This is a genomic window from Candidatus Methylomirabilota bacterium, from assembly GCA_035260325.1.
In the GTDB taxonomy this organism is placed as follows: Bacteria; Methylomirabilota; Methylomirabilia; order Rokubacteriales; family CSP1-6; genus AR19.
On sequence record DATFVL010000295.1, the window covers coordinates 16,190 to 30,436 of the forward strand.

Annotated in this window: 14 protein-coding genes; 7 read left to right on the plus strand and 7 right to left on the minus strand. The window is 74.2% G+C overall.

Features of this window, described 5'->3' with window-relative positions; translation table 11 throughout:
• Positions 1-7 precede the first annotated feature (7 nt).
• The 3 genes from VKG64_18865 to VKG64_18875 are packed head-to-tail and all read left to right on the plus strand — an operon-like array spanning position 8 to position 4,265.
• Positions 8-2,101, plus strand: a complete 2,094-nt coding sequence (locus VKG64_18865) for a hydantoinase/oxoprolinase family protein (GenBank protein HKB27103.1) — start codon at positions 8-10, stop codon at positions 2,099-2,101.
• Positions 2,098-2,652 (plus strand): GNAT family N-acetyltransferase, encoded by a 555-nt coding sequence (locus tag VKG64_18870; protein HKB27104.1) that lies wholly within the window; start codon positions 2,098-2,100, stop codon positions 2,650-2,652. Before VKG64_18865 ends, VKG64_18870 begins: the two co-directional genes overlap by 4 nt.
• Positions 2,649-4,265, plus strand: a complete 1,617-nt coding sequence (locus VKG64_18875; protein HKB27105.1) for a hydantoinase B/oxoprolinase family protein — start codon at positions 2,649-2,651, stop codon at positions 4,263-4,265. Before VKG64_18870 ends, VKG64_18875 begins: the two co-directional genes overlap by 4 nt.
• Here the strand turns inward: VKG64_18875 and VKG64_18880 are convergent.
• Positions 4,238-5,695 carry an RNB domain-containing ribonuclease gene (locus tag VKG64_18880; GenBank protein HKB27106.1) on the minus strand — a complete coding sequence of 486 codons (1,458 nt, stop codon included), beginning with the start codon at positions 5,693-5,695 and terminating at the stop codon, positions 4,238-4,240. The genes VKG64_18875 and VKG64_18880 overlap by 28 nt on opposite strands.
• Positions 5,696-5,803: 108 nt before the next feature.
• Here VKG64_18880 and VKG64_18885 point away from each other — a divergent pair, with 108 nt between their 5' ends.
• On the plus strand, positions 5,804-6,271 hold the full coding sequence (locus VKG64_18885) for a hypothetical protein (GenBank protein ID HKB27107.1): 468 nt from the start codon (positions 5,804-5,806) through the stop codon (positions 6,269-6,271).
• An 18-nt stretch (positions 6,272-6,289) separates the two neighbouring features.
• Positions 6,290-7,039: an MBL fold metallo-hydrolase gene (locus VKG64_18890; protein HKB27108.1), complete on the plus strand. Its 750-nt coding sequence runs from the start codon at positions 6,290-6,292 to the stop codon at positions 7,037-7,039.
• Positions 7,040-7,052: 13 nt separating this feature from the next.
• Here VKG64_18890 and VKG64_18895 read toward each other — a convergent pair whose 3' ends face one another.
• The gene (locus tag VKG64_18895; GenBank protein ID HKB27109.1) at positions 7,053-7,997 is read right to left on the minus strand and encodes a metallophosphoesterase; all 945 of its coding nucleotides are present in this window, start codon (positions 7,995-7,997) and stop codon (positions 7,053-7,055) included.
• Entirely contained in the window at positions 7,994-8,335 is a 342-nt protein-coding gene (locus VKG64_18900) for a cupredoxin family copper-binding protein (GenBank protein ID HKB27110.1), read from the minus strand. The genes VKG64_18895 and VKG64_18900 overlap by 4 nt, the downstream gene beginning before the upstream one ends.
• A gap of 119 nt (positions 8,336-8,454) precedes the next feature.
• Here VKG64_18900 and VKG64_18905 point away from each other — a divergent pair, with 119 nt between their 5' ends.
• Together VKG64_18905 and VKG64_18910 are read left to right on the plus strand one after the other, a co-directional pair.
• On the plus strand, positions 8,455-9,000 hold the full coding sequence (locus VKG64_18905; protein ID HKB27111.1) for a sigma-70 family RNA polymerase sigma factor: 546 nt from the start codon (positions 8,455-8,457) through the stop codon (positions 8,998-9,000).
• A 2-nt stretch (positions 9,001-9,002) separates the two neighbouring features.
• Complete coding sequence (locus VKG64_18910) at positions 9,003-9,794, plus strand: zf-HC2 domain-containing protein (protein HKB27112.1); 792 nt, start codon at positions 9,003-9,005, stop codon at positions 9,792-9,794.
• Between the two features lies 1 nt (position 9,795).
• Here VKG64_18910 and VKG64_18915 read toward each other — a convergent pair whose 3' ends face one another.
• From VKG64_18915 to VKG64_18930, 4 genes are all read right to left on the minus strand, one after another.
• Positions 9,796-11,781, minus strand: coding sequence for a hypothetical protein (locus VKG64_18915; GenBank protein ID HKB27113.1), 1,986 nt, complete (start codon positions 11,779-11,781; stop codon positions 9,796-9,798).
• A 2-nt stretch (positions 11,782-11,783) separates the two neighbouring features.
• Positions 11,784-12,689, minus strand: a complete 906-nt coding sequence (locus VKG64_18920) for an NAD(P)-dependent oxidoreductase (GenBank protein ID HKB27114.1) — start codon at positions 12,687-12,689, stop codon at positions 11,784-11,786.
• 148 nt (positions 12,690-12,837) lie between these two features.
• Positions 12,838-13,047 (minus strand): AbrB/MazE/SpoVT family DNA-binding domain-containing protein, encoded by a 210-nt coding sequence (locus VKG64_18925; GenBank protein HKB27115.1) that lies wholly within the window; start codon positions 13,045-13,047, stop codon positions 12,838-12,840.
• A 56-nt stretch (positions 13,048-13,103) separates the two neighbouring features.
• A complete protein-coding gene (locus VKG64_18930) occupies positions 13,104-14,150 on the minus strand; it encodes a DUF6569 family protein (GenBank protein HKB27116.1) in 1,047 nt (348 codons plus the stop codon).
• Positions 14,151-14,247: the final 97 nt, after the last annotated feature.

Genomic DNA, 14,247 nt, shown 5'->3' on the forward strand with positions numbered 1-14,247 from the left:
TTCGCCCGTGCCCGCCTACTCGCTCGGGATCGACATCGGCGGCACCTTCACCGACATCGTCGTCTACGACCACGACACCGGGCGGCGATGGAGCCGGAAGGTCCTGACGACCCACGACGATCCCTCGCGCGCCGTCGCGGTGGGGACCGCCGCCGTCCTGCGGGCCGGACGCCTCGACCCCTCGCGGTTCACGCGCGTCGTCCACGCGACGACGCTCTTCACCAACGCGCTCATCGAGCGCACGGGCGCGACGACGGGGCTCCTGACGACCGCCGGCTTCGCGGACACGCTCGAGATCGGGCGGGAGCGCAAGTACGAGCTCTACGACGTCAACCTCGCGCGCCCCGAGCCCCTCGTGCCGCGCGATCGTCGTCTCGAGGTCGCGGAGCGCACCCGGGCCGACGGCCACGTCGCCCGGAAGCTCGATCCGAGAGAGGTCCGGGCGCGCGCCCGGCGGCTCGTGGAGGCGGGCGCGACGTCGCTCGCCGTCGTCTTCCTGCACGCCTACGCGAACCCGCGGCACGAGGCCGAGGCCGTGCGCGTCGTCGCGCGGAGCTTCCCGCGCGTCGCGGTCACCGCCTCCCACGAGGTCGCGCCGGAGATCCGCGAGTACGAGCGCGCCTCGACGACGGTCATCAACGCCTACATCAAGCCGCTCGCCCAGCGCTACCTCGACGTGATGGCGACGCGCCTCGCCGAGCTCGGCATCCCCGCCCCGCTGCTCCTCATGCTCTCGAGCGGCGGCCTCACCCACGTCACGGAGGCGCGGCGGACGCCCGTGCAGATGCTCGAGTCCGGTCCCGCCGCGGGCGCGCTGGCCGCGGCCTTTTTCGGGCGGGAGGACTCCGGCGGGAGCCTCCTCGCGTTCGACATGGGCGGCACGACGGCGAAGCTTTCGCTCGTGGACGGCGGCGAGCCCTTGACCGCGTACAGCTTCGAGGCGGCGCGGCAGCGGCGGTTCATCGAGGGCAGCGGCCTGCCGGTGCGCATCTCGACCATCGAGCTGATCGAGATCGGCGCCGGCGGCGGCTCGATCGCGGACGTGAGCGAGATCGGGCTCCTCCGGGTCGGCCCGCGCAGCGCCGGCTCCCAGCCCGGCCCGGCGTCGTACTCGCTCGGCGGCACGGAGGCGACCGTGACGGACGCCGACTTCGTCCTGGGCTACCTGAACCCGGCGTACTTCGCGGGCGGCGAGGTCACGGTGGACCTGGACGCCGCGCGCCGGGCGGTCGCCCGCGTCGCCGAGCGCGTGGGGCTCTCGCCGACCGCGGTGGCGTGGGGCATCCACGACATCGTCAACGAGAACATGGCGAGCGCGGCGCGCGTCCACATCGCCGAGCGCGGCCGCGACCCGCGCGACTACGCCCTCCTCTGCACCGGCGGCGCCGGGCCGGTCCACGCCCACGGCGTCGCGCTGAAGCTCGGGTTGCGGCGGGTGGTCTGCCCCCCGTCCGCGGGCGTCGCCTCGGCGCTCGGCCTCCTCGTGGCGCCCGCGCGCGTGGACCGCGTCGCGACGGTCGGGATCCGGCTCGACCAGGGGAGCGTCGCCGCGCTCGAGGCCGCGTTCCGGCGGCTCGAGGCCGAGGCACGCGCCGTCATGGCGGACACGGGGCTCAAGCTCGAGACGGCCACGGTCCGCCGGCTGGCCGACGGCCGGTTCCTCGGGCAGGGCTTCGACCTCGTCGTGACGCTCCCCGACGGGCCGTACGACGACGGCGACGCGACCCGGCGCCGGCTGAGCAGCGCCTTCGAAGCCGCGTACCGCGAGAAGTTCGCGCTGACGCCACCCGACGTGCCCGTCGAGTTCATCAACGTGCGGGTCGCGGTGCGCGCCCCCGTCGCCGGCGGGGACGTCGCCCTTCCGGGCGCGGCCCGGCGCGCGCGCGGCGACGCGGTCAAGGGCCGACGGCCGGCGTACTTCGGCGAGGCCGGCGGCTTCATCGAGACGACGGTCTACGACCGCTACCGCCTCGCGACCGGCGACGAGCTCGCCGGCCCCGCGGTGGTCGAGGAGGAGGGCTCGACCCTCGTCGTCGGCCCCGGCGCCTCGGCGCGCGTCGCGCCGAGCGGCAACGTCGTCGTGACGCTCGGGGCGCCGTGAAGCCGCCGGCCGCCCTCGACACGCCGCGCCTCCACCTGCGCCGGCCCGTCGTGGACGACGCGCGGGCCATCTACGAGAGCTACGCGCGCGACCCCGAGGTGACGCGCTTCGTGTCGTGGAGCGCCCACCCGAGCGTGGCCGTCACCGGGAAGTTCGTCGAGGAGTACTGCCTGGCGGGCTGGAAGACGGGCGAGGTCTACTCCTGGCTGATCACGCTCGCCGCGGGCGGCGACGTCGCGGGGATGATCGACCTGCGTCCGGTCGCGACGCGCGCGGAGGTCGGCTACGTCCTCGCCCGGCGCTACTGGGGCCGGGGCCTCGCGACGGAGGCGGCGCGCGCCGTGGTCGAGTGGACGATCGCCCAGCCCGACGTGCATCGCGTCTGGGCGGTGGCGGACCTCGAGAACGTGGCCTCGCAGCGCGTCCTCGAGAAGGTCGGGATGGCGCGCGAGGGCGTGCTGCGCCGCTGGCTCTCCGCCCCGAGCCAGGGCAAGGTGCCGCGCGATGTCTGGTGCTTCGCCCGCCTCAAGGACACGGACGTCCCGCGATGACCGCCGGCTTCGACGCCGTCACGCTCGAGGTCCTCTGGACGCGTCTCATCTCGATCGTGGACGAGGCCGCGAAGGCGATCGTGCGGACGTCGTTCTCGACGCTCTCGAACGAGGCGAACGACTTCGCGTGCATGCTGACGGACGCGCGGGGCCATGCCATCGCGCAGAATACGGGCTCGATCCCTTCGTTCATCGGAACCCTCCCCGCGACGGTCCGCCACTTCCTGCGCGCGTTCGGCGCCGAGGGGATGCGGCCGGGCGACGTCCTCATCACCAACGACGCGTGGATGGGGACGGGCCACATGTCGGACGTCAGCGTGCTGAAGCCGATCTTCCGCGGCGGGCGGCTCGTCGCCTTCTCCGCGACCACGTCGCACATGCCCGACATCGGCGGCCGCGTCCGCGCGATCGAGGCGCGCGAGATCTTCGAGGAGGGCCTGCACATCCCGCTGATGAAGCTCCGGGAGGACGGGCGGACGAACGAGACGCTGATCGGGCTGATCCGCGCCAACGTGCGCACGCCCGACCAGACCGTCGGCGACATCTGGGCGCAGGTCGGGGCGAACGAGCTGATGGAGAAGCGCCTGCTCGCGCTGATGGACGACGGCGGGCTCGACGCCCTGACCGGGCTCGGCGACGAGCTGTTCGCGCGCGCCGAGCGGGCGATGCGCGAGGCGATCCGCGCGGTCCGCGACGGCACCTACCGCTACGCGATGCGCACGGACGGCGTGGACGCGCCCCTCGAGTACCGGGTCGCGCTGACGGTCGCCGGCGACGAGATCCTCGCGGACTACACGGGCACCTCGCCGCAGCAGCCGCGCGCGATCAACTGCGTCTACGCGTACACCTACGCGATGACGGCGTACGCGCTCAAGTGCGCGCTCCTGCCCGGCCTCGCCAACAACGAGGGGATGTACCGGCCCGTCCGCGTGACGGCGCCGGAGGGCTCCATCCTCAACCCCCGGTTCCCCGCCGCGGTCGTGAGCCGCGCCGTCACCGGCCACTACGTGCCGGTGCTGCTCTTCGGCGCGCTCCACCGTGTGATCCCCGACCGGATCATGGCCGGCGCGGGCTCGCCGCTCTGGGCGGTGCAGCAGACGGGGCTCCGCGCCGACGGCCAGCCGTACACGAACGTCTTCTTCTTCAACGGCGGCATGGGCGCGACGCCGGTGAAGGACGGCGAGCACGCCACGTCCTGGCCGAGCAACATCTCCTCGACGCCCGTCGAGGTCGCCGAGCGCAACAGCCCGCTCTTCTTCCACGCGAAGCGCCTCACGCCGGGCTCGGGCGGCGCCGGCCGGTTCCGGGGCGGGCTCGGGCAGGACATCCTGATCGAGAGCGAGTCGGACACGCCGATCCTCGTGAGCTTCATGGCCGAGCGCACGCGCTTCCCCGCGCCGGGCTTCGCCGGCGGCGGGCCGGGCGGCCTCGGCGACGTCCGCATCAACGGCCGCCGCATCGACAACCGGCGCCAGCACGTGCTGACGAAGGGCGACACGGTGCTCGTGAGGACGCCGGGCGGCGGCGGCTGGGGGCGGCCAGGCCGGCGCGAGCGCGCGCGGCGCGAGCGCGACCGCGCCCTCGGCTACGTCACGCGCGCGAAATCCACGTAGCCGCGCTCCACGTCGGTCGCGACCAGCTCGACCCGCACGCGGTCGCCGACGTCGAGCCGCTCCCCGCCGCGCACCAGCTTGCCCTCCACGTGCGGCTCCCGGATCCGCACCCACGTGCCCTTGTCGGACGCCCCGGTCACGAGGGCGTCGAAGCGCTCGCCGATCCGCGATTGCATCAGCAGCGCCGCAGCCGATTTCCGCACCTGACGCTCGACCTTGTTCGCGTTGTCCTCCTGCTCCGTGCAGTGGCGCGCGAGGGCGCCGAGCTCGTCCGCGGCGTACGGCGCCGGCCGGCCCGCGAGAGCCGCCTTGAGGAGGCGCTGCGTGAGCAGGTCGGGAAAGCGGCGGTTGGGTGCCGTCGAGTGCGTGTAGTCGCGGACGGCGAGGCCGAAGTGGGGCTCCGGCGCCTGCCCGGGGAGGTCCAGGGCGTACTCGCCCGAGCCGAGGAGCTTCACGACGCTGAGCGAGAGGTCCTGGAAGCGGTCGGGATCCGCCGCGCGGCGCCGGGCGAGGAACGCCTCGAGCGCCCTGGCGTCGGGCGCCGCCGGCAGCCGCTCGCCGAGCTCGCCGGCGAGCGCGACGATCCGGTCCCAGCGCTCCGGCGTGCGGAGGACACGGCGCAGCGACGGGCTGCCGCGCGCCGCGAGGTAGCGCGCGGTGACCCCGTTCGCGGCGATCATGAAGTCCTCGATCAGCTCCTTGGCGCGGTTCTGCTCGTCCGGCCGGAGGTCCGTCAGGACGTCGCCGTCGAACACCGCGCGCGTCTCGAGCGTCTCGAGGCTCAGCGCGCCGTGCTCGTGCCGGGAGCTCTTCATCGCCTGGGCGACCCGGTCCTGGATCCTGAGCTGCGCATCCATGCCGGCGACCGCGGCCACGCGCGGCGGGACTGGCCCCCGGCCGTCGAGCCAGGCCGCGACCGCGCCGTACGCGAGCTTCGCGCGGTTCCGCACCACCCCGCGGTAGACGTCAGAGGCCCCGACGGTCCCGTCGGGGCCGACCGTCATCTCGACGACGAGCGCCCGCCGGTCCTCGCCCTCGCCGAGCGAGGTGAGATCGGTGGAGAGCCGCTCGGGCAGCATCGGGAAGACGCCGCCGGCCGTATAGACCGACGTCGTGTTGGTCCGCGCGTGGCCGTCGGTCGCAGAGCCCGGCCGGACGAGCGCGTCCACGTCGGCGACAGCGACGAGGATCTTCACCCGGCCGCCCGCGAGCGGCTCGGCGACGGAGAGCTGGTCGAGGTCGCGCGAGTCGTCGTTGTCGATCGAGCACCAGAGGCGATCGCGCAGCTCGCGCGCGCCGGCGTCGCCGGCGCCCGCGGCCGTCGTGAGCGCGCCGACTTCGGCGAGGACCGCCGGCGAGAAGTCAGGCTCGAGCCCGCGCTCGCGCATCACCCGCTGCGCGATCGCCACGAGGTCGCTCCGCGTGCGCATGCGCCCATAGTAGACTCCGGCCGCGTGCGCAGTCCTGATTATCGGTCCCCCGCCAGGCCGCCCCACCACCGGCGTAAGTTTCCGGACGGGCGCCGGTCCGGTGGAGCGATGAACGACGCGGGGCGAACCACGGCGGTGACGTTCGCGGCGCTCGTCCTCCTCCTGGGCGCCCTCGGCGCGCTCGCCGCCGTGACGGCGGAGCGCTCGGTGGACGGCCTGCTCGGCGGCGCGGCGGCGCCGGTGACGCCGCGCGTGCGAGCGGCGGACGACGCGCTCGAGCGACGGGACAGCGGCGCGGCGCTCCGTGCCTGGCAGGACGCCTACACCGCGGCGCGCGCGAGCCGGCGCTGGGAGCCGATGCTCGAGGTCGGCGACGCGGCTCTGCGGCTCGGGGCCGACCCGGCCGCGCGCGACGACACGCGGGCGCGCGCGCGCCGCGCCTACCTGCTCGCGTTCACGCGCGCGCACCACGAGGGCTCGGTGGACGGCGTCCTCCGGGCGGCCGAGGCGTTCGCCGGCCTCGGCGACCACGAGACCGCCGCGCTGTGCCGCGGCGTTGCGGAGCGAATGCGGTAGATGACATCCTGAGGCGCGATGAGCGGCCTTGCGATCGTCGCCCTCGGCGTGGGCGACGCGTTCTCCGCCCGGTACTACTCCTCCTGCCTCGCCGTCGGCGCCGAGAGCGCGTGGCTCCTCGTGGATTGCCCCCACCCGATCCGCAAGATCCTCAGGGAGTCGGGCAGCGCCGCCGGCGTCGCCCTCGACGTCGGCGACTTCGCCGCGGTCGTCGTGACCCACCTCCACGCCGACCACAGCTCGGGGCTCGAGGGCTTCGGCTACTTCGCGCACTTCGTCCTCGGGCGCCGCGCGCGCCTGCTCGCGCACTCGGACGTCCTCGCCGAGGTGTGGGATGGTCACCTGGCCGCGGGCATGCGCCGGCTCCTCGAGCCCGAGCGGCTCACGGCGCGCGACCTGACGCTCGGCGACTACTTCGACGCGACGCCCCTCGCCGAGACGGGCGCGGTCGAGGTCGGGCCATTCAGGATCGAGTGCCGGCGGACGATCCATCACATCCCGACGACGGCGCTCCGGATCCGCGCGGGCGGCCGCGTCCTCGGCGTCAGCGCCGATACCGCGTTCGACCCCGGGCTCATCGCGTGGCTGGCGGAGGCCGACCTCGTCGTCCACGAGACCAACCACGGCGTCCACACGCCGTACGCGAAGCTCGCGGCGCTCCCCGCCGCGCTCCGCGCGCGCATGCGGCTCGTCCACTACCCGGACGACTTCGACGCGGCCGGGAGCGTGATCGAGCCCCTGCGTCAGGGCGCCCGCTACGAGGTGTAGACGACGCTCGCGCTCAGGCGAGCGTCCGGTCCACGACGGCGAGCGGGCTCCGCCCCTGGACGTACGTCACTTCCCGAAGTCCGAGGACGCCGCGGAGCCGGTCCTCGGGGACCTTCATCGGGCCGGGCGACGGCGCGGCGCCGGGCGCGGGCTGGGGGAACGCGGTGGACATCGCGGTGTGGAACGCGACGTTGCCCTCGACCTTCTGGAGTACCTGATGGATGTGACCGTTCAGCACGGTCACCGAGCCGAAGCGCCTCACGTAGCCGAGCGCCTGCTCGCCGTCGGCCGTGGCCCAGCCCCACGTGGGATAGACCGCCCAGAGGGGCACGTGGGTGAAGACCACGATCGGCGCGCTGCTCGGCAGCCCCGCCACGTCCTTCTCGAGCCACTCGAGCTGCTCCACGCCGAGGCTCCCGAGGCCCTTCGCCTTGTAGCTCTCCACGTTGACGAGCCCGACGAAGTGGACGCCCCGGTAGTCGAAGCTCTGCCAGCCCCGCCCGCCGGCCGTGCCCCGTCCGTAGCGGCCGAGGTACTCCTTGCCGCCGTCGAGGAACACGTCGTTCTCCCCGGGCACGTAGAAGACGCGCTCCGTCTTGACGGTCTTCAGGAGCTCGCCGACCGCGTCGAACGCGCCGGGCTTCTGGGCATGGGTGAGGTCGCCCGTGTGCAGGACGAACGCCGGCGGGCTCGGCAGCGCGTTGATCTTCGCGATCGCCGTCTCCAGCGTCGCGGTCACGTCCGGGTTCGCCGGGCCCTTGAAGCCGATGTGCGAGTCGCTGATCTGGACGAAGCTGAAGTCGCCGCCCGCGGCGGCGTCGGCCGCGTGGGCGAGGGTGCGCGACGAGAGCACGCCGCCCGCCGCGCCCCAGAGCACGCCCGTCCCGACCCACGTCATGCATTCGAGGAATCCGCGCCGATCCATGTGGTTCTCCTTGTCGTCGGGTGAGCGGCTCATCTCACCGTGATCGTGGACTTCATCTTCGGGTGGAGCGCGCAGAAGTAGTCGTAGGCGCCCGGCGTCGTGAACGTGTGCGCGAAGGCCTCGCCGCGCTCGAGCGCGGGCGAGGCGAAGGCGCCGCCCGCCGCCGTCACGGTGTGGATCTCGTCGTCGCGGTTGGTCCACGTCACCGTCGTGCCCGCCGGCACCGTCAGCGCCTCCGGCAGGAACGCGAAATGCTCGATGCCGACCCGTGCCTCGCGGACCGCGCCGTCCGACGTGAGCGCCGCCGGGAGCGTGGCCGCCAGCGCGACCAGCGCCGCGAGGCCGAGCGCCGGCAGGATGCGTGTCGTCATGAACTGTTTCCTCCCCTCACCCCCGCCAACGCGCGCGGCGGTCGAAGGTTCCGCGGGAACGAATCGCGCGGTCGCGCGTTGCGCAAGGTGAAGGCGCGGGCTGATAGACTCGACCACGCATGCGAAGTCGGGACACGGGTGATGCGGGTGCCGTCCTCGGGCGGGAGGCGCTGGCCTACGTCGACACCCTGCACAATCTGGCGCGCTACCTCACGGGTAACGAGACCGACGCCGAGGACCTCGTGCAGGAGACCTACGCGCGCGCCCTCAAGGCCGCAGACCAGTTCACGCCGGGCACGAATCTCAAGGCGTGGCTGTTCAGAATTCTACGAAACAGTTTTCTCAGCTCGTACCGGCGGCAGCGCGCGAGCCCGCTCGTGGGCGGGCTCGACACGGTGGACCCGGCGAACCAGGGCGTCGCCGACGAGGCGTGGCTCCGCGACGACGTCGAGCTCGACCGGCTCAGGAAGCTCGTCGCGGCGGAGATCGAGGCCGCGCTGATGACGCTCAGCGAGGAGGCGCGCACGGTGATCCTCCTCGACCTCGAGGGCCTGACGGAGACGGAGGTGGCCGAGGTCGTCGGCTGCGCCGTCGGTACGGTGAAGTCGCGCCTGGCGCGCGCGCGGTCGGCGCTCCGGCTGCGGCTCAAGGACTACGCGAGATAAGCATGGACTGCGAGGACGTCCGGCTCCAGCTGCACGAGTACCAGCGCGGCCAGCTCGGTCCGGAGCTGCACCGGGAGGTCCGCGCCCATCTCGAGCGCTGTCCGGCCTGTGCCCACGAGGATGCCGCGGAGCACGCGCTCACCGAGGTGCTCGAGCGGAAGCTGCCGCAGCACCCGGCCTCGCTCGCCCTGAAGCGGCGCCTGGCGGCTCGGTGGCCCGCGGCGTCCCCCGCGCCGCGCGTCTGGTGGAGCGGATGGCGCCGTGCGCTCGTGCCGGCGCTCGCGGCGGCCGTCGTGCTCGCCGTCGGGCTCCCGCTCTGGCGCGCGCTCGCGCCGGGAGGGCGCGAAGGCGCGGCGGGCATGGTCGCCGAAGCCATCAACGACCACGTGCGCCTGCTCCAGCGCGACCGGCCGCTCGACGTCGAGAGCGGCGGCATCCACCAGGTCAGGCCGTGGTTCGCGGGCCGCCTGGACTTCGCGCCGGTCGTCGCCTTCGAGGGCGACGCGGAGTTTCCGCTCCAGGGCGGCGCCGTCGGCTACTTCCTGGACCGCAAGGCGGCGGTGTTCGTCTACAAGCGCAGGCTCCACCCCGTCTCGCTCCTCGTCTTCCGCGCCGACGGGCTCCCCTGGCCCGAGCGCGGCCTCACGCCGGTCGGCGCCGTCGCCGGTTACGCGACCGTCGCGCGGGGTTTCAACGTGATCCTCTGGCGCGCCGGCGATCTCGGCTACGCGCTCGTGTCCGACGTGGATGCGCAGGAGCTCGCCCGGCTCGCGGCGAAGCTCGCGCGCGACTGACTCAGCGGCCGTCCCCGAACGTCACCCCGCCCGGCGGAGTCCGGCGCGCGTCCTGCCAGGCGGCGGCCACGTGCAGGGCGAGGCAGAGCGCGAGCACGACCCACGCCCACACCGGCGTGGACAGCGGCTCCGGCGCCATCGGGAGCCCGATCCAGCTGTGGCTCGGCCCCGCGATGGTCCGCAGCAGGCGGTCGAGCCCGAGGAGGGTCAGCGCGGCGGCCACCGTGAGGCCGCACACGAGGCCGCCGAGGACGGAGAACGGCGCGGGTCCGCCGGGCACCGCCCACGCCGCGAACCGCGCCACGCGCGGGAGCCACGCGCCGGCCAGCGCGCCGAGGCCGAAGAGGAGCACCGCGACGGCCAGGATCCCGAGGACACCCGTGCGCGGCCCGGCGCCCGCGGCGATAAACACCTCGTCCGGGGCCGTGGTGACGCCGAGCCTGAGGCGCTCGCGGAGCGGGATCGTCTCCGCCATTTCCTTGAAGACCGCATCGTCCGGCGGCGCGACGACGTACTTGCCGCCCGCGCGCGTCGCGCGCGCCTCCTGGCGCGCGTACTCGAGCCAGCGGTCGCGCGCCGGACTCGCGGGTCGCGCCAGGAGCCAGCGCTCGACGTCGGGCGCCGCCGCGGCGTCGCCGAGCAGCGCGATCGGCGTGCCGGCGTAGGTGCCGAGCAGGGTCAGCCAGCCGGCCACCAGCGTGGAGACGACGAGCGCCGCGCAGAGCACCGCGAGCAGGGAGATCAGGTCCGCCGCCCGCGGGCGCGGCAGCCAGGCGCGCCAGCCCGCGACCGCGCCGGCCGCGCGCCGGCGGCCGAGCGCGATGCCGCCGCGAAACCCGCTGACCAGCGCGAGCCCGAGCACGCCGAACCACGCGCCGAGGAGGAACGGGATCGCCGGGTCGAGACGGTCGACGAGCCCGCGAAGGTTGGCGAAGAGGGTCGTCCGCGCGATGGCGGCGCGCTCGTCCCACTTCCGGGCGAGGTCGTCCCGCCCGCGGGCGCGCATCCACGCCGCGACCGTCTCCCACGCCCGGTCGAGCCATTCGGCGCGGGGGGACACGGTCGCGAGCCTCGCGACAACTTCATCGTAACGCTCGACGTCGCCGGCGGCGGCGAGCTGGCCGATCTTGTCCCGGGGCGGCGTGAGGAGCACGAGCGGGGTGAGCAGGGTATGCACGCGCTCGGGGCGGATGCCCGCCTCCTTCATGCCGGCGAAGCCGCGGGCGAAGGCGCGGCGGGCGGGCTCGCGCGCGTCGTCGACCTCGAGGGCCGACGAGACGCTCAGCAGGTCGCTCCAGGACGCGGCGGGCAGGTCGGCCGCGGCGGCGAACGCGCGCCCGGCCTGGTCCCGCCGCCCCGCGGCCGCAAGGAGGCGGCCCCGGTACGTCGGGTAGAACGGATTCGTCGGGTCCGCGGCCTCGGCGCGCTCGAAGGCCGCGATCGCCGCGTCGCGTGCGGTGGGCGCGAGCGCCTGCGCGTTGCCGCCGCCGTAGCCCGCCACCAGCGTGCGCGCGTCGCGCGCCGCCGCGCCGCCCAGGTAGCTCCAGAAGCCTCGGCCGGGGCGCGGCCCGTCGGGCCGGAAGGACATCGTCATCCGATCGCGAGGCTCCATGCCGGCGAGGGTCGCGACGGTCACGAGCAGGGCGGGCTCATGGCCCTCCGCGCGCGCCGCCAGCGCCACGATCGACGCCGGGAACCGCGTGCGGCGGACCACGCGCCCGCGGGCGGCGTCGACCTCCAGCAGGTCGCTCCCGATCGCGTAGAAGGCGCGGCGGCCGAGGGTCGCAGGACCGACGGCGGTGTCCGCCTTCTTCTTCCCCTCGCCGAGTCCCGGGTGCGCGATGGACCAGCGCTCGGCCCCGCGCGCGTCGAGCCCGACCACGCGGCCCGGCTGAGCCTCGACGCGGATGGCCTCCGCCGCGAGGACCGGCGCGGCGGTGAGCAGGGAGAGGCACGTCGCGAGGGCGAGGCAGCGCTCACGGGCCATCGTCACCTTCCCGAGATCGTCCGGCCGAAGCGTTGCTCGACGACGTGCGCGACCGCCGAAAAGTCCTGTCCGCCCCAGCCCTTCGCGGCGGTCTCGGCGTAGGCGGCCAGCGTCTCGCGGAGGACGGGCATGTGCGCGAGGCTCGCGCCCGCCATCCGCGTCGCGAGCGCGACGTCTTTCAGCATGAGCTCGGCCGTGAAGGTCGGCTCGAAGTCGCCCACGACGAGCCTGAGGGCGCGCCGGTCGAAGTAGGTGGAGTAGGCCATGCCGCCGCCGTTCTTCACGACTTCGTAATAGGTCTTCGGGTCCACGCCGAGGGTGACGCAGAGAGCCAGCGACTCGGCGACGGCCACCGCGTTGACCGCGCCCAGCGCGTTGTGGAGGAGCTTGATCCGGTTGCCGGTGCCGGAGGGGCCGACGTACATCGTGAGGCGCCCCATGACGGCGAGCAGCGGCTGGATCCGGGGAAGCGCGTCACGGTCCCCGCCGACCATGAAGAAGATCTCGCCCGACTCCGCCTGCGGTGAGGAGCCGAGCATCGGCGTGTCCATGTGCGTGACGCCGAGGGCCCGCGCCTTCTCGTGGATCGCCTGCGACACCTCGGGGCTCACCGTCGAGCAGTCGCAGCTGACGAGGCCGCTCCGCGCGCCCGCGAGGATGCCGTCGGTGCCGAGGTAGGTCTCCGTGACGATCGCGTCGTTCGGCAGCGCCGTGAACAGCACGCCGACGCCCGCCGCCACGTCGCGCGGCCGCGCCTCCGCCGTGACGCTCCCCGTCGCGGCGGCCCGCGCCGCCGCCCCCGGGTCGACGTCGAACACGTGGACGGTGTAGCCCGCCTTCGCCAGGTTCCGGGCCATGGGCCCGCCCATCCGGCCCAGCCCGATGAAGCCGACCGCTCCCTTGCTCATCGTCCCTCCCAGGCCCTTCACCGGCCGCCGCGCCGCCCTATGATCCGGCAGCCGAGTGGTGTTGTCATCCAGGGATTGCGCCTCGATCGGGAGGATCGGGATGCATCGGCGGCTGACCGCGGGAAGCGTGAGGGGCTGACGCCCCCGATCAGACGCGATCCTGCTTGTCGCGGAAGGCGCGGCCGCTGACGCCGGAGGCGAGGCCGCGGTAGGCACGCATCGGACGTTCGGGTATCAGGTAGATCACGCGGCCCTTGTCGAGCACGGTGAGCCTCGCGCCTGGACGAAGTCGCAGCCGCTCCCGCACCTCGCGTGGGAGCGTGAGCCGAAATCGGTTCGACAGCGTGATCGTCTTCATCGCAGTGCTACGCAAGCGTAGCAGCCCTCGGCCCACAGTCAATGCCGGGAGCCTGCCTAGAGGACCGCGGCGTGCACCACCTGCCCCTCGGCGACGAGCGCCGCGCCGCGCTGCTTGTCGAGGCGGAACTCGAAGAGCGCCCCGACGCCGGCGCCGCGCCGGAGCGAGCCCTCGACGGCCGCGGCCCGCCGCAGCAGCTCCTCCACCCGGGCGCGCCGCTCGCGCTCGTTCACGTCGCGAATCGCCCCGCGGTCGTAGGTCTCGAGGGCGTGGGCGCGGAGAAGCTTCGGCCACTCCCCCGCGAAGAGCGCCGCGTCCTGGAAGAGGTCGAGCCCCGCGAACGTCCCGCCGGCGAAGACGGCCGCGCCCAGCGCCCCCGGCGCGGTCCGCGCGTCGAGCGTACGCTCGACCTCGGCCTGGTGCGCCTTGACCTCGGGCTTGTCGTAGATGGCCTGGTAGCTCCCGCTCGGTGACGGCGCGGCGGCGCGCGCGGCGTAGCGGCTCACCTCGGCCCAGACCTCGGCCTGGCTCTTCCGCTCCATCACCTTCGAGCGGAGCTGGGGCGCCGCGAACGTCCCGCGCGCGCCGAAGCCCATCCCGCCACCGCCCACGCTCCAGCGTCCCTGCTCGACGCAGTAGACCTGGAGATCCACCGGGCCGGAGCGGGGCGGGAGGAGGACGTCCTCGGTGACGACGCGGTTCTGCTTGCCGCCGAGCAGGATTTCGCCCGCGAGGAGGAGCACGTGCGTCTTGCCGCGGTTGTCCACCACGAGCGAAGGCACCGTCGCGCTCTCGCGCTCGGTGATCACGAGGTCGCCCCGCGCGCGCGCGTCCTCGAGCGTCGCGATCGCGAGCGGCGCCGCGGCCGCGGGGCCGTGGAGCCAGAAGACGTGGAGCGCCCCGTGGGACTTCTGGTCGCCCACCTTCACGGCGGCGACGAGCCTCCGCCACTCGGGGCTCACCTGCCCGGTCGCGTACGGCACGTCGCCGTCTCGGGGCGTGCCGCCCAGGATCCTGATCCGGTCGGCCCACGCCCCGGCCGGGCCTACGAGGGTCACACCGGTCGCCGCCGCCAGCCCCGCAAGGAATTCCCGCTTCGTCATCGTCGTGCCCTCCTTCATGGTGAGTCGTCTACCCGTTAGACCGGGGGCGGGCACGGGAGTTCCCGGAAGGGACGACGACGGCGAGGGCGCGAGGCCG